Annotated in this window: 18 protein-coding genes; 14 read left to right on the top strand and 4 right to left on the bottom strand. The window is 53.3% G+C overall.

The window, feature by feature from the left end; translation table 11 throughout:
- The 4 genes from TH63_RS10575 to TH63_RS10560 all read left to right on the top strand — a co-directional run bounded on the left by TH63_RS10575 (position 1) and on the right by TH63_RS10560 (position 2,893).
- The gene (locus TH63_RS10575; protein ID WP_048920922.1) at positions 1 to 531 is read left to right on the top strand and encodes a hypothetical protein; all 531 of its coding nucleotides are present in this window, start codon (positions 1 to 3) and stop codon (positions 529 to 531) included.
- Complete coding sequence (locus TH63_RS10570) at positions 528 to 1,235, top strand: lycopene cyclase domain-containing protein (protein ID WP_048920921.1); 708 nt, start codon at positions 528 to 530, stop codon at positions 1,233 to 1,235. The genes TH63_RS10575 and TH63_RS10570 overlap by 4 nt, the downstream gene beginning before the upstream one ends.
- Before the next feature lie 5 nt (positions 1,236 to 1,240).
- Positions 1,241 to 2,086 (top strand): 4-hydroxy-3-methylbut-2-enyl diphosphate reductase, encoded by an 846-nt coding sequence (locus TH63_RS10565; protein ID WP_048920920.1) that lies wholly within the window; start codon positions 1,241 to 1,243, stop codon positions 2,084 to 2,086.
- Positions 2,087 to 2,185: 99 nt separating this feature from the next.
- Entirely contained in the window at positions 2,186 to 2,893 is a 708-nt protein-coding gene (locus tag TH63_RS10560; RefSeq protein WP_048920919.1) for a fatty acid desaturase, read from the top strand.
- Positions 2,894 to 3,001: 108 nt separating this feature from the next.
- On the opposite strand, the gene TH63_RS10555 is transcribed toward TH63_RS10560, so the two are convergent.
- From TH63_RS10555 to TH63_RS10540, 4 genes are all read right to left on the bottom strand, one after another.
- Positions 3,002 to 4,876: a M1 family metallopeptidase gene (locus TH63_RS10555; RefSeq protein WP_048920918.1), complete on the bottom strand. Its 1,875-nt coding sequence runs from the start codon at positions 4,874 to 4,876 to the stop codon at positions 3,002 to 3,004.
- A gap of 198 nt (positions 4,877 to 5,074) precedes the next feature.
- A complete protein-coding gene (locus TH63_RS10550; protein ID WP_053093780.1) occupies positions 5,075 to 5,425 on the bottom strand; it encodes a heavy-metal-associated domain-containing protein in 351 nt (116 codons plus the stop codon).
- Between the two features lie 144 nt (positions 5,426 to 5,569).
- Complete coding sequence (locus TH63_RS10545; RefSeq protein ID WP_082161638.1) at positions 5,570 to 7,783, bottom strand: TonB-dependent receptor; 2,214 nt, start codon at positions 7,781 to 7,783, stop codon at positions 5,570 to 5,572.
- An 86-nt stretch (positions 7,784 to 7,869) separates the two neighbouring features.
- The gene (locus tag TH63_RS10540) at positions 7,870 to 8,298 is read right to left on the bottom strand and encodes a hypothetical protein (protein WP_197088539.1); all 429 of its coding nucleotides are present in this window, start codon (positions 8,296 to 8,298) and stop codon (positions 7,870 to 7,872) included.
- Positions 8,299 to 8,628: 330 nt separating this feature from the next.
- On the opposite strand from TH63_RS10540, the gene mraZ reads away from it, so the two are divergent.
- From mraZ to murC, 10 genes are all read left to right on the top strand, one after another.
- Entirely contained in the window at positions 8,629 to 9,096 is a 468-nt protein-coding gene (gene mraZ / locus TH63_RS10535) for a division/cell wall cluster transcriptional repressor MraZ (RefSeq protein WP_048920915.1), read from the top strand.
- A 7-nt stretch (positions 9,097 to 9,103) separates the two neighbouring features.
- Entirely contained in the window at positions 9,104 to 10,030 is a 927-nt protein-coding gene (gene rsmH, locus TH63_RS10530; protein ID WP_048920914.1) for a 16S rRNA (cytosine(1402)-N(4))-methyltransferase RsmH, read from the top strand.
- Positions 10,031 to 10,069: 39 nt separating this feature from the next.
- Positions 10,070 to 10,501 (top strand): FtsL-like putative cell division protein, encoded by a 432-nt coding sequence (locus TH63_RS10525; protein WP_048920913.1) that lies wholly within the window; start codon positions 10,070 to 10,072, stop codon positions 10,499 to 10,501.
- Positions 10,491 to 12,644: a penicillin-binding protein gene (locus tag TH63_RS10520; RefSeq protein ID WP_076606461.1), complete on the top strand. Its 2,154-nt coding sequence runs from the start codon at positions 10,491 to 10,493 to the stop codon at positions 12,642 to 12,644. The genes TH63_RS10525 and TH63_RS10520 overlap by 11 nt, the downstream gene beginning before the upstream one ends.
- A complete protein-coding gene (locus TH63_RS10515; RefSeq protein WP_048920912.1) occupies positions 12,583 to 14,046 on the top strand; it encodes a UDP-N-acetylmuramoyl-L-alanyl-D-glutamate--2,6-diaminopimelate ligase in 1,464 nt (487 codons plus the stop codon). Before TH63_RS10520 ends, TH63_RS10515 begins: the two co-directional genes overlap by 62 nt.
- Before the next feature lie 89 nt (positions 14,047 to 14,135).
- Positions 14,136 to 15,353, top strand: a complete 1,218-nt coding sequence (mraY, locus tag TH63_RS10510; RefSeq protein ID WP_048920911.1) for a phospho-N-acetylmuramoyl-pentapeptide-transferase — start codon at positions 14,136 to 14,138, stop codon at positions 15,351 to 15,353.
- 59 nt (positions 15,354 to 15,412) lie between these two features.
- Positions 15,413 to 16,762 carry a UDP-N-acetylmuramoyl-L-alanine--D-glutamate ligase gene (gene murD / locus TH63_RS10505; RefSeq protein ID WP_048920910.1) on the top strand — a complete coding sequence of 450 codons (1,350 nt, stop codon included), beginning with the start codon at positions 15,413 to 15,415 and terminating at the stop codon, positions 16,760 to 16,762.
- Complete coding sequence (locus TH63_RS10500; RefSeq protein WP_048920909.1) at positions 16,759 to 17,922, top strand: FtsW/RodA/SpoVE family cell cycle protein; 1,164 nt, start codon at positions 16,759 to 16,761, stop codon at positions 17,920 to 17,922. Before murD ends, TH63_RS10500 begins: the two co-directional genes overlap by 4 nt.
- Positions 17,915 to 19,021, top strand: coding sequence for an undecaprenyldiphospho-muramoylpentapeptide beta-N-acetylglucosaminyltransferase (gene murG / locus TH63_RS10495; protein ID WP_048920908.1), 1,107 nt, complete (start codon positions 17,915 to 17,917; stop codon positions 19,019 to 19,021). Before TH63_RS10500 ends, murG begins: the two co-directional genes overlap by 8 nt.
- Positions 19,018 to 20,427, top strand: coding sequence for a UDP-N-acetylmuramate--L-alanine ligase (murC, locus tag TH63_RS10490; RefSeq protein WP_048920907.1), 1,410 nt, complete (start codon positions 19,018 to 19,020; stop codon positions 20,425 to 20,427). The genes murG and murC overlap by 4 nt, the downstream gene beginning before the upstream one ends.
- The last annotated feature ends 100 nt before the right edge of the window (positions 20,428 to 20,527 follow it).

The raw sequence follows: 20,527 nt of genomic DNA, 5'->3' as shown, positions 1-20,527 counted from the left end.
ATGTACTTGACTTCTTTGCTTTTAACTTTCTGCTTCGCTTTCGTTTCTTTCTGGCAAACTGCTGAAACCTACAGCCATACCGCCTTGGTGTCCTATTACCAGAAAGCAGCTAAAGATGAGGCAATTGCAAAGGAGTTCCATGGCTTGATGGCCAGGTACAAAGGCAAAGATCCCTTGAAACTGGGGTATAAGGCGGTGTCAAATGCCATTATGGCCAAACACGCCTGGAGCCCCTACAACAAGATCAAGTATTTGCGGGCCTCGGCCGAAGATTTTGAGCAGGCGGTGGCCCTGGACAAAACCGACCCCGAGGTACGGTTTCTGCGGTATTCCATTGAGTACAATATACCGCGGTACCTGAATATGAGCCACCATCTGGAAGATGACAAGAAGATCTTCATGGCCGCCATGCTTAGACACCCGCGCTCCGGTATTCCGGTGGAGTCTATGAAAATAATGCGTGACTACCTGCTAAGGAAAGACCTGGTTTCCGGGGATGAACGGCGGCGGGTAGAGAACCTGAACTTATGAATTACATTTACCTATACTTAAACCTTTTCACCATCTTTTTCCCGCTGGTGCTTTCCTTTGACCGGCGGGTCCATTTCTATACCAATTGGCGCTTTCTTTTTCCGGCCATGGCCCTGAGCGCCCTTTGCTTTATCACCTGGGACATCCTCTTTACCCAGCACGGCGTCTGGGGCTTCAATCCTGATTATCTGGTGGGCATTTATGTGTTTAACCTGCCCCTGGAGGAAGTACTGTTCTTTGTCACGGTGCCGTACGCCTGCGTCTTTATATATGAATGCCTGAACACGTACGTGCGCCGGGAGTGGCTGCAACCTTTGGCGCCAGCCCTTACCTGGTTTCTGATCCTTGCCAACCTGGTGGTGGCAGTCCTTTTCTGGGGCCGGTGGTACACCATGCTTACATGCTTGCTGGTTCCGGGGTTATTATTGACGTATTGGGGCATTTTCAGATACCAGAAACTGGGCAGGTTTTATCTGGCGTACCTGGTACATCTGGTGCCGTTTTTACTAGTGAACGGGGTCTTGACGGCCCTTCCCGTGGTCTGGTACAACAATGCCCATAACGTGGGCCTGAGACTCTACACTATCCCCGCAGAAGATAGTATGTACTCCATGCTCATGTTTCTGCTGGTGATTCTGCTCTATGAGGTTTTTAAGCTTAAATCACGTGCCCGGGTAAACAAACCCGTTCGCGAATTTGTTTAGACGATATGCTTCAGCTACAGGTACATATTGATTCAAATTCAGGCTTCTGCTTCGGGGTGATCTACGCGATACAAATGGCTGAGGACCTGCTGGAAGAGCAGGGATATCTGTATTGCCTGGGTGACATTGTGCACAATGACGTGGAGGTGGAGCGGCTGCAGAAAAAGGGCCTCCGGATCATTAACTATGACACCTTACAGACCCTGCACAATGAATGCGTCCTCATCAGGGCGCACGGCGAACCGCCCTCTACTTATCAAATGGCCTTGCAGAATAACCTCACCCTCATTGATGCCTCCTGCCCGGTAGTGCTCAAACTCCAGAACCGTATTAAGACTTCCTTTGATAAAAAAGAGCAGATCTTCATCTACGGCAAGCACGGTCACGCCGAAGTACTGGGTTTACTGGGCCAGACTAGCAATAAGGCCGTGGTCTTTGAGAACCTGGACGAGCTCCTGCGCCACGAGCTTCCCCAAAATATCACCCTCTATAGCCAGACCACCAAAAGTACCGACAGCTTTTACCGCATCAAGGGCGAGCTGGAAACCCGTGGCTATGACGTCTCCGCGAATGACACCATCTGCCGCCAGGTCTCTAACCGCGACAAGGACCTGCGCCTCTTCGCCCAGAAGTTTGACAAAGTGGTCTTCGTGTCGGGTACCAAATCTTCTAACGGTCGCGTGCTGTACCAGGTCTGCAAAGACACCAACCCCAACACGTTCTTCGTCTCCAAGGTAGAGGAACTGCAACCAGATTGGTTCACCCAAGGGAATTCCATTGGCATCTGCGGTGCTACCTCTACGCCCATGTGGCTGATGGAGGAAGTCAGGGATGCCCTGCTGGCCTTTTAATGGCTAGGCTAGGAAGTAGTATAAAGGAACAAAGCTTTTCCTTTCGTTGTAATCAAGACAGCGCAATCGCTTTGAATCACTAAAGAACCTAAATCCGTTTTGAGCCTATTTTTCAGAAAACATGCCGGAATCATCATCGCGCTCCTTATCCTGGTGGCGTGGGGGAGCCTGCTGTGGTTTCTGCTGCATTGGCAGGTAAGTTTCCTGTCGCCGCTCACGTATGCCGCTGTACTGGTCATGATGCACCTGTACACGGGACTTTTCATCACGGCCCATGATGCCATGCACGGCGTGGTGGCCCCCGGCAAAAAATGGCTGAACACCGCTATTGGCACGCTCACCGCCGGGCTGTTTGCCTTTAATTACTATGGCCGGCTGTACCCTAAACACCATCTGCATCACCGCCACGTGGCCACTGACCAGGACCCTGATTACCATGGCGGCAATTTCTTCCTTTGGTTTCTGAGTTTTGCCCGGCAGTACATCACGGTCCTTCAGGTATTGCTGATGGCCGCTACGTTCAACCTGCTGCAACTCTGGTTTCCGGTGGAGAACATCATCTTGTTCTGGATGCTGCCCGCGGTGCTGGCCACGTTTCAGCTGTTTTATTTCGGGACGTATCTGCCGCATAGGGGAGAGTATGGCTCAGACAACCCGCATAAATCTTCTACCCAATCCAGAAACCACCTCTGGGCTTTCCTGAGCTGCTACTTCTTTGGCTACCACTATGAGCACCATGACAAGCCCTACCTGCCCTGGTGGAAGCTGTACCAAGAGAAAGACCGATTTAAAGGGAATCATCAGTAATACATAAGCCTTTCCGTTATGGGGTCGTTTTTCAGAAAATAGGCCCAAAACGCCAAAACCCCACCCATAAGTAATGGGTGGGGCTTTGGCGTTTAGAATAGTCTGGGTTTACTTCACCTCATAGACATTGTCCATCGGGTTTACATCCGGAATGTGCAGGCCTTTGAGTTCCAGTTTCTTCACTGCTTTCTCTGCCTTGAATTCCACCGGCACCGAGGTGTTGCCTTTTTCCCAGACAGAGATGTTGCGGGTGATGGTAGTGGTGGTGTTGTCTGCGTATGTGACCACCAGTTCCACGGGCACGTGTTTGGTGCCTTTGGCCTCTACGGTAACCTGGTATTGCCCAGCCTTCTGTTGCACGCCCGTGATGGCCAGGTCTGGCACGCCCTGGTCAAAGAACCAGCGTTGCCAGAACCAGTTAAGATTACGGCCCGCGCCAGCGTTCATGGCATTAAAGAAATCCCAGGGGAGGGGGTGCTTGCCGTTCCATTGCTGAATGTAGTGGTGCAGGGCCTTGGTGAATAACTCATCGCCTAACAGTTGCTTGACATACAGGTAGCCCAGCGCGGGTTTAGGGTAGGAGTTCAAAAAGAAAGGGGTGCCGTTCTGCTGGGTAGACAAGGTCAAGATGGGTATGTCGGCCTCGGTGCCGGCGGCCTGGGCGTAGGGCTGCACGCCGTAATCGTCTTTGATCTTGGGGTCAATGATAGGGGAGATGAGCCATTCGCCAATGGTGGCCCAGCCTTCGTCCATCCAGCCGTATTTGGTCTCGTTGGTGCCCATGTAGAATGGGAACATGGTATGGAAGATCTCATGGTCGGTGAGCATGATGGCGTCTTCGCGGGTCTCTACCGGGTTGTCGTTTACCAACATAGGGTATTCCATCTGGTCAAGGCCGTCAAACACGGTAATGTGCGGGTAGGGGAAGGGCCACTTTGGGAACGTGTAGCTCATGGCCTCCACGGTCTTGCGGGAGAAGTCAATCACCTCCACAAAGTCATGGTGCGCGGGATTAAACGCCACGTCTACCCGGGTGCGGCGCTTAGTTTTAGGGTCTACTACCAGGCTGGTGCTGTTCCAGAGGTAATGACTTGAGGTGGCAAACGCGAAGTCCACCACATTCTGGGCGGTAAACTTCCAGGTGTTGCGGGCATTAGCGGCCGTAATGCCGCCTTCTTTTAGATCTTTGGCATCTATAACCGCTATTACCTTATCCTTCTTCTCGGCATCCTGCAGGCGCTTGGCGTGTTTTTTGGAAAGCACCTCTTTGGCGTTGGTCAGATCGCCGGTGGCCCAGACCACAAAATCCTTGGGCACGGTGATCTCGGTGGTGAACCGGCAGAAGTCATTGTAGAATTCCTGCGGGCCCAGGTAAGGCGTGCGGTTCCAGCCGTCCACATCATCATACACGGCAATGCGTGGGAAGAAATAGGCCACGAAGGCCGCTCCCAAAGAATCTACCTGCCCGGTGCGGTTATGCGAGCCCTCGTTGAGCGTGTAATGGTAGGTAATGGAAAACTTCGCCTTTTGCTTTGGCGGAATGGGTTTGATCTTCAGGGTCAGGTTGGTGGCGTCTGGCTTGAATTTCTGCACGTTCTGGGCTTCCTGGTTCAGGGTGAGGCGCTCAATCTGCACCCCTTCGCTTACGTCTTTGGGTTCAATGCGACCCGCCCGCGGAGCGCCTTTCTGGTACAGGTTAGGGTAGAGTTTGAAAACTATTTGCTTGAGCGTGTCTGGGCTGTTGTTGCTGTAGTCAATGTCTACGGTGCCAGCCAGGCGGCGCGAGGTGGGGTCATAGTCAACTTTAATGGTGTAGTCTGCCGTATTCTGCCAATAGTTTTGGCCGGGTGTGCCGTCCAGGCTGCGGGTGCCTTTTTGGTAAGCGTTGGCAATGTTGCGGGGCATGGGCAGCGGCTGCTGGGCCAGCGTGGCCAGACTACCGAATGAAAAGGCCAGCAAGAAAAGCGATTTGGCAAGTTTCATGAGAAACGGTTAGGGGTACAGGTAGCAAAGGCGGTTAGGCTGCTGCCGTAAAGGTATTGTTTTTCCTGAAGTAGCGGTCTGGGTGACAGGAAAGCAACACCTGTTTTAGGCCCGTTTTCCGGAAAACAGGCCTAAAACAGAGGCAACAAAAAAGCCTGCACACAGGCAGGCATTTTTGTAAATAGGGTAAAGGGTCTCTTAGTGCACGGCGTCTTTCTTGCAGCACTCGTCCAGGCGCTCATAGGCGCGGGGAGTGGCTGGCGCGTCATCGGCGTCATAGCCCAATTCATTCACGGCCTTCTTCAGCTTCTCTACCGACGTTTTCTGACCGTTAAAGGTGACAGTCAATACTTTGGAATTCACGTCCAGCGAAGCTTTCTCTACGCCTTTCTCATAGGCCAGGCCTTTTTCCAGGGTGGCTTTGCACATGCCGCATACCGCAGACGTTTTGAATTTCACTTCCTGGCCTTTCTTGCCATCCTGGGCAAAACCAATCGATGCCGAGGCCGTGAAAACCAAAGTGAGCATCCAGAGTTTAAGAGTTTTCATTTTTAAATAGTTAAGAGTTGAATTTATGAGTTTTATAGGATTTCTGTTTTGAGCCTGTTTTGCCAAAATCGGGCCAAAAACGGACTTAATGGTTGATTGATTATGGCTTTTTCTAAAGCCTTAACAGCAATGAACAATCAGCCATTATTTAATCGTAAACCGAAGGCCTCCGTAAACCACCCGGCCCATGATGGGGGCCCATACCATGCTGGCGTCAAAGTCCTGACTGAAGGGCCGGTCTGCCGCAATGATAGGGTTTTTCTGCTTGTAGCCCAACAGGTTTTCGCCGCCCAGGTACACTTCCCAGCGTTTGAAGGCCCGCGTGATTTGCCCGTTAAACAACGCGTACGGGCTAACCGTTCGCGTACGTAGGTTTCCTTCTGCCTGCTGCTCCAGCATAGGCACCGTTCTGGGACCGAACCACTGGGCGGTCAGGTCGGCGCGCCATTTGTCAAAGGGCGTGGCAAAACCCAGGTTCAGGAAGGCGCGGTGGTTGGGGATGAACGGCCGTTGCTCCAGTTGCCCGTTGTAGGTAGAACGTACGTCAAAGTATTTGTAGGCCGCTTTCACGTCCAATAGCTCGGTGAGTTCATACTGCAGTTCCGCCTGAAAGCTTTTGGAGAACGAGCGGCCTTCCAAATTTGAAAACACCACCTGGTTGGGGCTGCTGTACATGTCTGGCACTACCTGGTTCTGGAAGGTGGTGTAGTAATAGTCTGTGATAAAGGCGCCTTTGCGCTCGCCTACCTCAAAGTACTGGGTAAAGCTTCCGCCCAGGTTCCAGGCTTTCTCAGGCTGCAAGTTGTTCTGGAAAATAAATTCCCGGTTGCTGATCAGAGAAGCTACATTTTCAGCAATGGGGTTGGCCACCCTAAAGCCCTTGCCCGCCGCCAGGCGCACAATGGAATTGGGGTTGAAATCATACTTCACGTTAAAGCGCGGCGTGTACACCCAGCCATACAGGTTGTGGTGGTCGGCGCGCAGACCGCCTACCAGGGTCAGGTTCTGGCTGTTCTGGTACACATACTCAAAGAAGGCGCCCGGCACCCGCTCGCGGCGCTGTAGCTCCTTCCCCGCCAGGGTTTCCTGGTAATCTTCCAGCTGGTAGCTAAGCCCGGTCTTATAGGTGTGCGAGGTATTCCCAAACGCCGACTGAAAGATCAAATTGGCTAAGCCACTGTTCTGATAACCGTTATAGGTTCTGGGCCCGTAATGCGAGTCAAACTGGTGGCGGCCCGCCGATAAGATTAGACCCAGGCTTTGGTACGGTTTGTTTTTGAACGTGTAGGAGGTCTTGGAAAAGCCACTTACCCGCTCGGTCTCTGACTCAGTGCCGTAAAAGCTACCTTCCTGTTGGGGCGTGCCGGAGCGGTAATTTACCTGTCCGCCGGTGCGGGTTTCCTGTAGGGCCTGCAGGCCAACTTCGGCCACAATCCGTTCCCCGCTGTTGAATTTCCATTTGTTGAACACATTATAGTGCTTGCCCAGCGGCAGGTCCAGAAAGCCATCTTTGTTATCGTCTACCCGATTGGCCAGTTGGTCTGTGTGCAGCATGAGCACGGTGCTGAGCTTAGGGGTGAGGGTGAAGGAAGTGTTCACGTTGGCATCCCACTTGGCCAGGCTGTTACCGTACAGGTTCACATAGAGACGGTCAGATTTCTCCGGATCCTTGAGCCGCACGTTTACCTGCCCTGAGATGGACTCATAGCCGTTCAGCACCGAACCCGTGCCCTTGATAATGTCAATGGCCTCTATATAGGTGCCAGACAGGTAATTCAGGCGGTACGGCGTGGCCAGGCCACGCAGGGCTGGCACGTTATCGGTGGTCATTAAGGTATAGGAACCGTCCAGGCCCAGCATCTGAATCTGCTTGGCCCCGGAAACCGCATCTGAGGTGGAGACTTCCACGGAGGCATTGGTCTCAAAGCTTTCCGCCAGGTTACAGCACGCTGATTTAGTTAAGTCCATAGCCGTAATGACCTGCGAGTTGGTGGGGCTAAGGGCGGAATAGCGGTCCTGCTTTCCGGTAATGGTGACTTCCTGAATGGAGGTGATGGACTTCAGTTTCACGGTGATGCTTTCCCGGCCTTCTACCTGAACGGTATCGGTTTTATAGCCCAGGTAACTTACCAGCACGGCTTTTTGGCCGGCCGGGGCAGGTTTCAGGGAGAAGTGGCCGTTGGCATCGGTAGAGGTGGCCTGGCTGGTGCCTAACCAGATAACAGAAGCGCCAATAAGCGGATTGGAGGTAGCGGCGTCCACAACGCGGCCAGTGAGGTTCTGGGCTGAGGCTAGGAAAGGGACCAGAAGCCAAATGAAAGCCATGGCGCAAAACGCCTGACGGATTTTAAAAGACATGGGTAATTGTAATTTAGGTATAAACATCTTTTCAGGGGCAGCAAGCCAGGAAACTGGGGCTACGGCCGGGCTCTAAAAAGAAAGACCTAAATATGGAGGGTGTGCAGGCGCTGAAGTAGCTGACGCCCAGTCAAAGGTGGGGACGCGTCTGAATACAAAGGCCAGGCAACCGTAGCGGCGCGGGCAGCCATAACAGGCCGCAGCAAGAAAGGAACCTGCGCGGGGAAGAAGGCCGTGAATTGTACCTTGGAAATAGGTGCCACCGAAACCACGTCCAGTTTTTGGTGGGTGGTGGAGAACGAGCAGCACGGTTTCCTGGCAAAACGGGGAGCTTCCTCGGGGCAATCATTGGTGGCTTTCTCAGCGCAGCACCCCATGCCTTCCAGGTCCTGGCCGGTGGCCGGGGAGGTGCTCAGCATGGCGCAGAAACGCTGGGTTGCCGCCATACCCACAGAACCCGTGAGCAGGCAAAATACCAGTAGTAAAAGCGTCAATTGTGAGAGTTTTCCCCGCATGGCGCAAAGATATGGATTTTTGACCCACTTTCTGCCACCTTCCCTCCACTTTGCCTTAAGTGCCTTTAAGATGCTGTAAAAAATAATGTAAGTAATTGATAATCATATGTTTGATGTTTTTATCACGGGTATTTTAGCAAATATTCCTGAATGGTTATCCAAAAGTTTTCCCAAAGTGGGGGAGTAAGAATGTGGATAATGTGTATAAGTGGGGTGGATAACCATGATTTATCCACAAAGTGGGAAAAAGTGGGAGGCCGTGGTTGACTTTGCCCTGCCCTTTAGTACTTTTGTTTTGTACCAAAGACTCTAGTCACCACACCCAGAACCATGAACTTCCTCTCCGGCGAATACGAATGTAAGCTAGACCCGAAGGGAAGATTGGTGCTGCCTGCCAAAATCAAGGCAAACCTGCCAGATGAGTGCGGCAACCAGGTGGTGTTGACCCGGGGTTTTGAGCCCTGTCTGGTTTTGTACCCCAAAACGGAGTGGAAGACCATCTATGATAAGGTGGCGGGTCTGAATGAGTTCAATGAGGAGTACCGCCATTTCCAACGCAATTTCTTCAGGGGCAACACCGAGATTGAACTGGACGCCGCCGGCCGCTTTATCTTACCGCGTACTATGGTGCGCTACGCTGAGATAGAGAAAGACGCCATTGTGATAGGTTTGGGTAACCGCGTGGAGATCTGGAACCCTGATAAATACGACGCTTTCTTAATCAAAGACCAACAGAACTTCTCCCAACTGGCGCAGAAGTTTCTCGGTGACCAACCGAGTTCCCCAATACTAGACTAATCAGCCCATGCAGTACCACCAACCCGTGTTGTTACAGGAATCGGTAGATGCGTTGGCCATAAAACCCGGCGGCATTTACGTAGACGTCACATTTGGCGGCGGCGGCCATTCTGCTTATATTCTGGAGAAGATGCAGGGCGGGCAACTCTATTCCTTTGACCAGGACACGGATGCCGAGCAGCAGGCCGAAAAACTTATCTCTGACAAGTTTACGTTTGTGAAAGCCAACTTCCGGTACCTCAAAAAGTACCTGCGCCTGTACGGCGTAAAGCAGGTAGACGGCATTCTGGCAGACCTGGGCGTTTCCTCGCACCAATTCAATACTGCTGAGCGCGGTTTCTCCACCCGGTTTGAAGGCCCCTTGGACATGCGCATGGACAAGGACAGCCCCGTGAGCGCGAAGGAGGTTATCAACGAGTATTCAGAGGAACAGCTGCACCGCATTTTTGGCATGTACGGCGAGGTGAAGAACGCCAAGACCCTGGCCCGTGAGGTAGTGTCCGCCAGAAACGTGCAGCCCATAGAGACCATCAGTGATTTCAAGAAAGCCATTGCCGGGTGCACGCCCAGGGGCAAGGAGAATAAATACCTGGCGCAGGTGTTTCAGGCCTTGCGCATTGAGGTGAACGATGAAATGAAGGCCCTGGAAGAGATGCTGGAGCAGGCCGTGGAGGTGTTAAAACCCGGGGGAAGGCTGTCTGTGATCTCTTACCATTCATTGGAAGACCGGCTGGTGAAAAACTACATCGCCAAGGGTAAGTTTTTTGGCGAGGTGGAGAAAGACTTTTTCGGGAATGAGATTAAACCCCTGGACTCTATCACGCGCAAGCCTATTGTGCCCAGCGCCCAGGAGTTACAGGAAAATAACCGGTCCCGGAGCGCCAAGCTCAGGGTGGCAGTGAAAAGGGAGACGCAGGAATCGTCAAAAAAGTAGAGAGGAAGAAGGGATAGAAGACACTTTTACGATTTTAACATGGCAGTGAATACTGTACGTCCGCAAGTGAATCGGCCGAAGGCAAACACTCTCAGGGAGGTGCCTAAGGTGGAGAAAACACGCCCGCCGCGCCAGAAAGGCACCAGCCTTTTTGAGTTGCTGGACCGCTATACCAAGGTAGACTGGTTCTTTGCCGACGGTCTGCCCGTGCGCTATTTGCCCAAGGTGCTGTTCTTGATGGGCATCACTTTGTTCTATATTGGCAACACCCACTACGCAGACCGCACGCTGCGCCGCATTGACAAAACCAAGTCAGACACAGAAGACCTGCGCGCCGACTACACCACGCTCAAGTCTGAGTACATGGAGGCCAGTAAGCAGTCTGAGGTGGCCCGTAACGTGGCGGCCTCTGGCCTGGTGGAAAGCTCTACTCCCCCCATTCAAGTAGTAATCAGGAAAGATGAATATTAAGAAGTCTATCGTCACGCGAGTGCGGATAGCCTTTTTGGCTATCTGTCTTTTTGGGTTTGCGATTATCTTTAAAGTAGGCCACATCCAGTTCAGGGACGGGGACAAGTGGCGCGAGATCGCGAATGAGAAGCGCTTCCATTACCAGCCCGTAATGGCTACCCGCGGCAATATCTATTCAGATGATGACCGTATTCTGGCTACCTCGCTGCCGTTTTACCGCGTGGCCTTTGACCCTACCATTTCCCCGGATGATATCTTCGCCAAGGGCATAGACTCGCTGGCCATTCAGCTGTCGCGCTTCTACGGCGACCGTTCCGCGGAATACTACCGTCAGAAAATTAAGAATGCCCGCAGCGCCAGCCGCAAATACGTGCGATTGAACAGCCGCCTTATCAATTACCAGGACAAAAAGATGATGGCCAAATGGCCTATTTTCAGGGCAGGTAAAAACAAAGGGGGCGTGATCTTTGAAAAGCTGGACCGCAGGTTCATGCCTTTCGGGTCCCTGGCCAAACGTACTATTGGGTTTATCAATGAGAACCGCAAAGGGGCAGGGCTGGAGTTCAGCTTTAACCGTCACCTGTCCGGGAAAGACGGCGAGGCCTTGTTTGAGCGCATGGCCGGCGGCAACAAACCCATCAATGACGGCACCGAGGTGAAGCCCATGCCTGGGTTTGACGTGCAGACCACCATTGACATTAACCTGCAAGACGTAGCCGAGAACGCCCTTAACCGCGCCCTTACCCTTAATGATGCCGCCCACGGGTGCGTGATTCTGATGGAGGTAAGCACCGGCCGAATCAAGGCCATTGCCAACCTTGGCCGCCAGAGCGAAGGCGTTTACGTGGAGGATTACAACTACGCCGTGGGGAACCAGGGCCGTACCGAACCGGGCTCCACGTTCAAACTGGCCTCCATGATGGCCTTGCTGGAAGAGACCGATAAAAAGCTCACCGACACCGTGGACACCGGCGTGGGATCTGAGCGCATTGGCGGCGCCGTGAAAACAGATACGCACGGTTACGGCAAGATCACGCTGCAGCAGGTGTTTGAGAAATCCTCTAACGTGGGGGTTGCCAAGCTCATCCAGCAGACCTTTGAGAAAGACCCACAGAAGTACGTGGATTACCTGCATAAATTCGGGTTGCACCAGCCACTGGGGTTCCAGATGAACGGCGAGGCGGTGCCTTACATCAAGTCCCCTAAAGACCGCAGCTGGAGCCGGCCGTCGCTTTCCACCATGTCTATTGGGTATGAGCTGAAAATCTCGCCTTTGCAGACGCTGGCTTTCTATAATGCCGTGGCCAACAACGGGATAAAGGTGCAGCCCATGATCGTAAAAAGCATCAAGCGCGCCGACCAGATCATTGAGCAGTTTGACACCAAGGTGCTCAATCCCAAGATCTGCTCTGATGAGACGCTGGCCCAACTGCGCCAGATGATGGAAGGGGTAGTAGAGAATGGGACCGGTAAAAACGTGCGCAGCACAGACTACAAGGTGGCCGGCAAAACCGGGACTGCCCGTAAGGTGATCAACGGGAAATATACCCGTAAATACTCCACCTCCTTTGTGGGCTATTTCCCGGCAGACAGGCCTAAATACAGCTGCATTGTTATCATTGATAATCCCCAGAAAAACGCCCAGTACGGCGGTGACGTGGCCGCGCCGGTTTTCCGGGAACTGGCCGACAAGGCCTATGCCCAGGACCTGGCCATTCATGCCCCTATGGTGCGCAAACCGGTAGGGGTGCAGCCTAAATTACCCGCCCTTCATGCCGGCAGCCAGGAAGAACTTACTTTGCTTTGTAACAAGTTGGGGGTGAGCGCCCATCCGGCCAACCCCGAGGAAGACTGGGTGCGGGTAGATACGCAGAAGCAATCTGTGGCGTTAAAACCAGTACCTGTGAAGATGGGGCAGGTACCGGACGTGACGGACATGACCCTGAAAGACGCTTTGTACCTCTTGGGGAACCATGGCATCAAAGTACGGGCCATTGGCATGGGCCGGGTGCAGAGCCAGAGCCTTCCGCCCGGCGGCCCCATTGGAAAAGGATCAATTATTACACTTACACTAAGTAGAAATGGCGCAACTAGAACACCTGCTACAGGTACTCCAGCCAACGCAATTGCTCGGGCCCTCTAACCCCGAGCTTTCTGCGTTAACCATGGATTCTCGTCAGGCGGGTCCGGGCGTGGCTTTTTTTGCGATTAAGGGCACCCTGCGGGATGGCCATGACTATATAGACGCCGCCGTGGCGCAGGGCGTTTCAGCGGTGTTTTGCGAAAAACTGCCTCAAAACGCTCCGGAAACCGTCACGTTTGTGCAGGTGCCTGATGCTGCCGAGGCCATGGGCCACGTGGCCGCCGCCTTCTATGGGCATCCATCCAAAAAAATGAAACTGGTAGGCGTGACCGGCACCAACGGCAAAACCACCTGCGTGACGTTGCTGCACAAGCTTTTCCGGGAGTTAGGCTATAACGCCGGGTTAATCTCCACGGTGCAGAACCAGATCAACGAGACGGTCATCCCCGCCACCCACACTACGCCAGATGCTATTACCTTGCAGGCACTGCTGGCCCAAATGGTAAGCGCCGGCTGTACCCACGCCTTTATGGAGGTGAGCTCGCATGCGCTGGTGCAGCATCGTGTAACCGGGGTACAGTTTGCCGGGGCCGTGTTCACCAACATCTCCCATGACCACCTGGACTACCACGGCACTTTTGACGAGTACATCAGGGCCAAGAAACTGTTTTTTGACCACTTGGGCAAGAAGGCTTTTGCGCTGGTAAACTCAGATGACAAGCGCGGTATGGTGATGCTTCAGAACACCAAGGCTACCAAATACACTTACGCCCTGCGCAAGGAAGCTGATTTCAAGGCTCGCTTGCTGGACAATTCTATCCAAGGCTTACAACTGGAATTGGACGGGCAAGAAGTTTGGTTTAGGTTGATAGGGACGTTTAACGCCTACAACATCTTAGCGGTGTATGGCGCCGCGGTATTGCTGGGCGAAGACAAAATGGAAGTGCTGTCCAGTCTTTCCAACCTTACCTCGGCCGCTGGCCGATTTGATTATGTGGTGTCTTCTGGCCATATCACCGGCATTGTGGATTACGCCCATACGCCCGACGCCCTGGAAAACGTGCTGCAGACCATTCAGCAGATCAGAAAACCAGAGCAGAAAGTGATCACCATTGTGGGCTGCGGCGGAAACCGCGATGCGGCCAAGCGCCCCGTCATGGCAGACATTGCGGCCCGCTTGAGCGACCGCGTGATCCTGACCTCCGATAACCCCCGGGATGAGGAACCCCAGGAGATCCTGAACCAGATGCAGGCCGGCGTGAAAGTGACAGATTTGAAAAAGTCGCTTTCGGTGGTAGACCGGCGCGAGGCCATCATAACGGCGGTGCTTCTGGCCGAGGCAGATGACATTATTCTGGTGGCTGGCAAAGGCCATGAGACCTACCAGGAAGTGAAAGGCGTGCGGTCGCCGTTTGACGACAAGCAGATTTTGCTTGAGACCTTTGAGCTGTTGCAGAAATAACCAACCTTTAGTAAACGTACCTTAAACCCGTAAACCAGGAATGGCAGCAGATTTTCTGCCACGCATTTCTTCCCCCTAAACCGAAACAGATGCTCTACTACTTATTTGATTATTTAGACAGGCAGTTTGATCTCCTGGGTACCGGGGTGTTCCGGTTCATCTCTTTCAGGGCTGGGCTGGCCGCGCTTTTCTCTCTTCTGATCGCGATGATCTTCGGGGGGCGTCTTATCCGGATTCTGCAGCGCAAGCAGGTAGGGGAATCTATCAGGGATCTGGGTCTGGAAGGGCAGCTGGAGAAAAGAGGCACGCCTACCATGGGCGGTCTTATCATTCTGTTGGCCATTGTTTTGCCTACGGTTTTGCTGGCCAGGCTGGATAATGTGTATATTCTGCTCATGTTGGTTTCCACTATCTGGTTGGGCGCCATCGGCTTTCTGGATGACTACATCAAGGTGTTCAAGAAAAACAAAGAGGGGCTGGCCGGGCGTTTCAAGATCATGGGTCAGGTGGGCCTGGGGCTGATTGTGGGCATTACCCTGTTTTTCTCTGAAGATGTAGTCGTGCGTCAGTACCTGACGGCCAAAGGGATGTCTGCCATTGACGTGGCGGGCACCTACCAGGATGTGCGCAAAATGATAACCACGGTGCCTTTCACCAAGAACAACGAGCTGGACTACCACCATTTCTTCAGCTTCGCGAGTCCGTTATTGGGTTCTTATGCCCGCTTCCTCTACATTCCGTTGGTGATCATTATCATTACGGCGGTCTCTAACGGCGCCAACATCACCGATGGGATTGACGGCCTGGCCGCGGGAACTTCTGCTATCATTGGTACCACGCTGGCCGTGTTTGCCTGGGTTTCTGGTAACGCCATCTTTGCGGATTATTTTGACATCATGTATATTCCCAACACCGGCGAGCTCGTGATTTTCTGTACCGCCTTTGTGGGGGCTTGCGTAGGTTTCCTTTGGTACAACTCGTATCCGGCGCAGGTTTTCATGGGCGATACCGGTAGCCTTTCCATTGGCGGGATCATCGCCGTTTTAGCCCTGATTCTGAGAAAAGAGCTCCTGATCCCTATCCTTTGCGGCATCTTCCTGGTGGAGAACCTATCGGTGATGCTACAGGTGAGCTACTTCAAATACACCAAAAAGAAATACGGCGAGGGCCGACGCATTTTCAAGATGTCACCCTTACACCACCATTACCAGAAACTAGGCTACCATGAATCCAAGATCGTGACCCGCTTCTGGACCGTGGGCATTATGCTCGCTATTTTGACCCTGGTTACCTTGAAATTAAGATAAGGCGTTTTGAGCCTATTTTCCGGAAAACAAGCCTAAAACAGCAAATACCAAAACAAGCAATGCAAAAAATAGCCATACTAGGAGCAGGGGAGAGCGGCGTAGGGGCGGCCTTGTTGGCGCAGGCGAAGGGCTTTGACGTGTTCGTTTCTGACCAGGGCTCCATTGCAGAAAAATACCGGGCCCAACTGACCCGGGCGCAGATTCCCTTCGAGGAAGGAACGCACACCCTGGAGCAGATCTATGCCGCCCAGGAAATCATTAAAAGCCCGGGCATCCCTGATAAGGCGCCGGTGATCCAGGGCGCGCTGGAGCGGAACATTCCCGTCATCTCTGAGATTGAGTTTGCCGGTCGCTATGCCAAGGGCAAGATGATCTGCATTACCGGCACCAACGGTAAAACCACCACCACGCTTTTAACTTATCACCTGCTCAAAAGCGTTGGCCTGAAAGTGGCCTTAGCCGGCAACGTGGGCGAGAGTCTGGCAGGCAAAGTGCTGGAGGGTGGGTATGACTATTATGTAGTGGAGCTGAGCAGTTTCCAGCTGGACAACATGTACCAGTTCAAGGCTGATATAGGAATCCTGCTGAACATCACCCCCGACCACCTGGACCGCTACGGCTACCAGATGGAAAACTATGCGGCCGCCAAGTTCCGGGTGGCGCAAAACATGACCGCTGGCGAATACTTCCTGTTTAACCAGGACGACACGGAAATCCAGAAATACCTGGCGGCCCATGAGGTGCCAGGCACGCCCGTACCGTTCGGGTTGAAAGGAGAGGAGAACCTGGCCATTAGAACGGAGGGCAAAGCGATTATAGCCTCTTTTTCCCAAATCAGGGCAAAAGTAGGCACCTCCAAATCTCCCTTGATTGGGCAGCACAACCAATACAACACCATGGCGGCGGTAGGCGCGGCTTTGTTGGTTGGCATTGAACCAGCCACCATTGAGGCCGCCTTGGGTTCATTCCAGAATGCCGAACACCGCTTGCAACCGGTAGGCGAAATTGACGGCGTTCGGTTCATCAATGATTCCAAAGCCACCAACGTGGAGGCCGTATGGTACGCCCTGGACGGGATAAAGGCCCCCATTGTGTGGGTAGTGGGCGGCACCGATAAGGGTAACGACTATACTCCCTTGCTTCTGCTGGTAAAAGAAAAGGTAAAAGCTATTGTCTGCCTGGGCGTGGACAACAGCAAGATTATCGCCTCTTTTTCAGATATCTGCCCTAAACTGGTAGAGACCCAGGATGTGAACGAGGCCGTGCGGCTGGCCAAGGATTTCGCCGAGCCCGGCGATGTGGTCTTGCTTTCCCCGGCCTGCGCCAGCTTTGACCTATTCAAGAATTATGAACACCGGGGCCGTTCCTTCACTGAGGCAGTGGCGGCTCTTCAGCAAAAAGCTATATGACTACTGTAAAAAACTGGCTCCATGACAACCTGAAGGGTGACCCTGTGTTGTGGGGCATTGTCATCTCCTTCGCCCTGATCAGTATTGCGGTGGTGTATTCTGCCACGGGTACGCTGGCTTATAAGATGTCGCGGAATACGGAGTTTTTCCTCTTTAAGCACTCCACCCTCATCCTTATTGGCCTGGCGTTTGTGTGGCTCGCGCACAAGATCAATTACCGCTACTATGCCAAACTGAGCCTTTTGGCGCTGATCTTCTCGGTGCCATTGCTTGTTTACACCTATCTCAAAGGTTCCAACATCAACGAGGCCTCTCGCTGGCTGACCATTCCCATCATCAACCAGACCTTCCAGCCCTCAGATTTGGCAAAGCTGGCCCTCATTTCTTACCTGGCCAGCATTTTGAGCAAACGCCAGATGAACATTGAGTCCAAGCAGACCCTTATCCCGCTTTTCCTCTGGAGCGGATTGATCTGCGGCCTGATTGCAATGAGTAATATTTCCACGGGTCTTCTGCTGTTTTTGACCTGCATTTTGCTCATGTTCATTGGTCGGGTGCCCATGAAACCCATCTTTACCATGATCATTGTGGGGGCCTTGTTTGGGGCGGTGGCCTTGACCCTGGGGCAACGGATGCAGACGGCCATTACCCGTATTGAGAACTTCATGGATCCAAATGAGACGGTTTTCCAGCTGGAGCAGTCCTACATTGCCATCGCCACGGGAGGTATGCTGGGGAAAGGCCCCGGAAACTCAGACCAGCGCAACGTGCTGCCTCACCCCTATTCAGACTTTATCTACGCCATTATCATTGAGGAATACGGCATGGTAGGAGGGGCGGTGGTGCTCTTCCTGTATCTGGCCTTCCTGTACCGGGGCATGATGGCGGTGACCAACAGCTTGGGGGCCTTCGGCGGATTACTCTCCGCCGGTATCAGTTTCAGTCTGGTCATCCAGGCCATGGTGAATATGGGGGTGGCCGTAGGCCTGGGCCCTATTACCGGTCTGCCTTTGCCGTTGCTGAGCATGGGCGGTACCTCCCTGATCTTCACGGGTATCTCCATCGGCATTATCCTGAGCGTAAGCCGTAGTGAGTACGAGGCCAAGAAAGAGGCGGCTATTTCTGGGAAAAAACCTGCAAACGTGTTGACCCATGCCTGATAAGCAATACAAATTCATCATCAGCGGCGGAGGGACCGGCGGGCACATTTACCCGGCCGTAGCCATTGCCAATGAGATCAAGCGGCTGCACCCTTCGGCAGAGATCCTGTTTGTAGGCGCGCAGGGACGGATGGAGATGACGCGGGTGCCCGAGGCAGGTTATAAGATCATTGGTCTCTGGATCAGTGGTTTGCAGCGCCGCCTGACGGTAGACAACCTGTCATTCCCCCTGAAGGTGATTTCCAGCGTGCGCAAAGCCTACCAAATCATAAAGGACTTTCAACCCGATGCCGTGGTAGGGGTGGGGGGCTATGCCAGCGGTCCGCTGCTGTACGCCGCCACTAGGATGGGGATTCCCTCCCTTATCCAGGAGCAGAATTCCCACGCGGGTATCACCAATAAACTCCTGGCCAAAAAAGTAGACAAGGTGTGCGTGGCCTATGACGGCATGTACAAGTATTTCCCCAGCGCCAAGCTGGTACTCACCGGCAACCCAGTGCGCCGCGACATTGCAAACCTGGACGGCAAGAGGCTAGAGGCGATGGATTTCTTTGGGTTGAACCCGGCACGCAAGACCTTTCTGGTGATTGGCGGAAGCCTGGGCGCGCGTACCCTGAATCAAAGCACCGAGGCGGCGCTGCAGAAAATACAGGAGTCCGGCTTTAACCTCATCTGGCAAACCGGTAAAAATTTTTATCCGCAGGCCCAGACGGCCACCCAGCCTTATTTAGAAGACCAGATCAAAGCCTTTGACTTCATCCGGCGCATGGACCTGGCCTACGCTGCCGCCGACGTGGTTATTTCCCGAGCTGGCGCCTTGTCTATCTCGGAGTTGTGCCTGGCGGAGAAGCCTTCCATTCTAGTGCCTTCGCCCAACGTGGCCGAAGACCACCAGACCAAGAACGCCATGGCCCTGGTGCAGAAAGACGCTGCCATGCTGGTGAAAGACGTGGATGCCGGGCGGAAACTCTGGGGATCCGCTTTCGCCCTGGCTGCAGATACGGAAAAACAGCAATTGTTGCGCCGGAACATCGCGCAGCTGGCCCGGCCTCAGGCTACTGAAGACATTGTGCAAGAATTGATGAAGCTGATCAAATGAACCTGCACCAATACAAGCATATCTACTTCCTGGGCATAGGCGGGATTGGCATGAGCGCGCTGGCCCGCTGGTTTCTGGCCAAGGGTTTTGCCGTGGCTGGCTATGACAAGACGCCCACGCCCCTTACCCAGAAGCTAGGGGAGGAGGGAGCCCAGATTCATTTTGAGGATAGCGTAGATCTGATTCCTGCCTCTTTTAGGAAAAACAGGCAGGAAACGCTGGTGGTGCTGACCCCGGCCGTGCCCGCTACGCATGCAGAGCGGCAATACCTGGAGGAGGAGGGCTACACCATTATGAAACGCTCCCAGGTGCTGGGGCTGCTTACAAAGGACCAATATCTGGTGGCGGTGGCCGGTACCCACGGGAAAACCACCACCTCATCCATGGTGGCGCACCTGTTGCACCACGCCGGCGTTTCCACCTCGGCCTTCCTAGGTGGCATCTCCACCGACCTGGGCTCCAACCTGCTGTTGCCTAACCAAAAGGAAGAGCGTGCGCTGGCGGTGGTAGAGGCAGATGAGTATGACCGGTCCTTCCTGACGCTGTACCCAGACATAGCGGTGATTACCTCCACTGACCCAGATCACCTGGATATTTACGGGGCCAAGGAGGCATTGGTGGAGTCGTTCCGGCAGTTTGTGCGGCAGATCAAGCCCCACGGTTACCTGCTGCTCAACCATACCGCCGACCAAAGCATTGCCGCGGCGGCAGACCCTTCGGTTACGGTAATTCGCTATGGGCTTGAGGATGAGGAACTATGTGCTACCGAGGTAAGAATTGCCGATGGCGCCATGAAATTTTCAGCCAAAGGCAGGAACTTACTACTCCCTGAAACCACTTTGCAGGTGCCGGGTTTCCACAACGTTGAGAACGCTTTGGCGGCCGCGCAGGCAGTTTCCTTGGTGGGGGTCCCGGTTGAAAAAATTCATTCTGGAATTGCGGCTTATACGGGCGTAAAAAGGCGGTTTGAAAAGGTATATGTGTCGGAAAAAAGGGTATATTTAGACGATTATGCGCACCACCCCCGGGAGATAGAAGCTTTCCTGAATTCGGTGAGGGCGCTTTACCCCGGCAAGTTTATCAGAGCAATTTTTCAACCCCATTTATTTACCCGCACCCGTGATTTTGTAGAGGGATTTGCCCAAAGCCTGAGCCTGGCAGATGAGGTTTGGCTGTTGGATATCTATCCGGCCAGGGAGTTGCCCATAGAAGGGGTGACGGCCCAGTTGATTTTTGACAAATTACAAGTTGAAAACAAAAAGATGATAGACCGTGACCAAGTGTTGGAAGCGTTAGGCAAAGACTTGGATTTTAATGTGTTGGCCACCATAGGGGCTGGCGATATAGATATATTGGTACCCGGTATTAAAAAACTGTTGGAGGAGAAGGCGCATGTATTGGAATAGGAAAGTAAAGGCCCTTCTTTTCGCGCTTTTTTGCCTTTCAGGGTTTATTTTTCTGGCAGGATTTTCCAAAGCGAGGCAAGAAGGTAAAATATGTAAAAAA

The organism is Rufibacter radiotolerans, assembly GCF_001078055.1.
Classification (GTDB): domain Bacteria; phylum Bacteroidota; class Bacteroidia; order Cytophagales; family Hymenobacteraceae; genus Nibribacter; species Nibribacter radiotolerans.
Note: the sequence above shows the minus strand (reverse complement) of the source record. Positions and strands in the feature narration are given on the sequence as shown.

Excerpts from the sequence above, each read along its gene's own strand:
- TH63_RS10575 (WP_048920922.1), top strand. The coding sequence starts at position 1 with ATGTACTTGACTTCTTTGCTTTTAACTTTCTGCTTCGCTTTCGTTTCT.
- TH63_RS10570 (WP_048920921.1), top strand. The coding sequence starts at position 528 with ATGAATTACATTTACCTATACTTAAACCTTTTCACCATCTTTTTCCCG.
- TH63_RS10565 (WP_048920920.1), top strand. The coding sequence starts at position 1,241 with ATGCTTCAGCTACAGGTACATATTGATTCAAATTCAGGCTTCTGCTTC.
- TH63_RS10555 (WP_048920918.1), bottom strand. The coding sequence starts at position 4,876 with ATGAAACTTGCCAAATCGCTTTTCTTGCTGGCCTTTTCATTCGGTAGT.
- TH63_RS10550 (WP_053093780.1), bottom strand. The coding sequence starts at position 5,425 with ATGAAAACTCTTAAACTCTGGATGCTCACTTTGGTTTTCACGGCCTCG.
- TH63_RS10545 (WP_082161638.1), bottom strand. The coding sequence starts at position 7,783 with ATGTCTTTTAAAATCCGTCAGGCGTTTTGCGCCATGGCTTTCATTTGG.
- TH63_RS10540 (WP_197088539.1), bottom strand. The coding sequence starts at position 8,298 with ATGCGGGGAAAACTCTCACAATTGACGCTTTTACTACTGGTATTTTGC.
- mraZ (WP_048920915.1), top strand. The coding sequence starts at position 8,629 with ATGAACTTCCTCTCCGGCGAATACGAATGTAAGCTAGACCCGAAGGGA.
- rsmH (WP_048920914.1), top strand. The coding sequence starts at position 9,104 with ATGCAGTACCACCAACCCGTGTTGTTACAGGAATCGGTAGATGCGTTG.
- TH63_RS10525 (WP_048920913.1), top strand. The coding sequence starts at position 10,070 with ATGGCAGTGAATACTGTACGTCCGCAAGTGAATCGGCCGAAGGCAAAC.
- TH63_RS10520 (WP_076606461.1), top strand. The coding sequence starts at position 10,491 with ATGAATATTAAGAAGTCTATCGTCACGCGAGTGCGGATAGCCTTTTTG.
- TH63_RS10515 (WP_048920912.1), top strand. The coding sequence starts at position 12,583 with ATGGCGCAACTAGAACACCTGCTACAGGTACTCCAGCCAACGCAATTG.
- mraY (WP_048920911.1), top strand. The coding sequence starts at position 14,136 with ATGCTCTACTACTTATTTGATTATTTAGACAGGCAGTTTGATCTCCTG.
- murD (WP_048920910.1), top strand. The coding sequence starts at position 15,413 with ATGCAAAAAATAGCCATACTAGGAGCAGGGGAGAGCGGCGTAGGGGCG.
- TH63_RS10500 (WP_048920909.1), top strand. The coding sequence starts at position 16,759 with ATGACTACTGTAAAAAACTGGCTCCATGACAACCTGAAGGGTGACCCT.
- murG (WP_048920908.1), top strand. The coding sequence starts at position 17,915 with ATGCCTGATAAGCAATACAAATTCATCATCAGCGGCGGAGGGACCGGC.
- murC (WP_048920907.1), top strand. The coding sequence starts at position 19,018 with ATGAACCTGCACCAATACAAGCATATCTACTTCCTGGGCATAGGCGGG.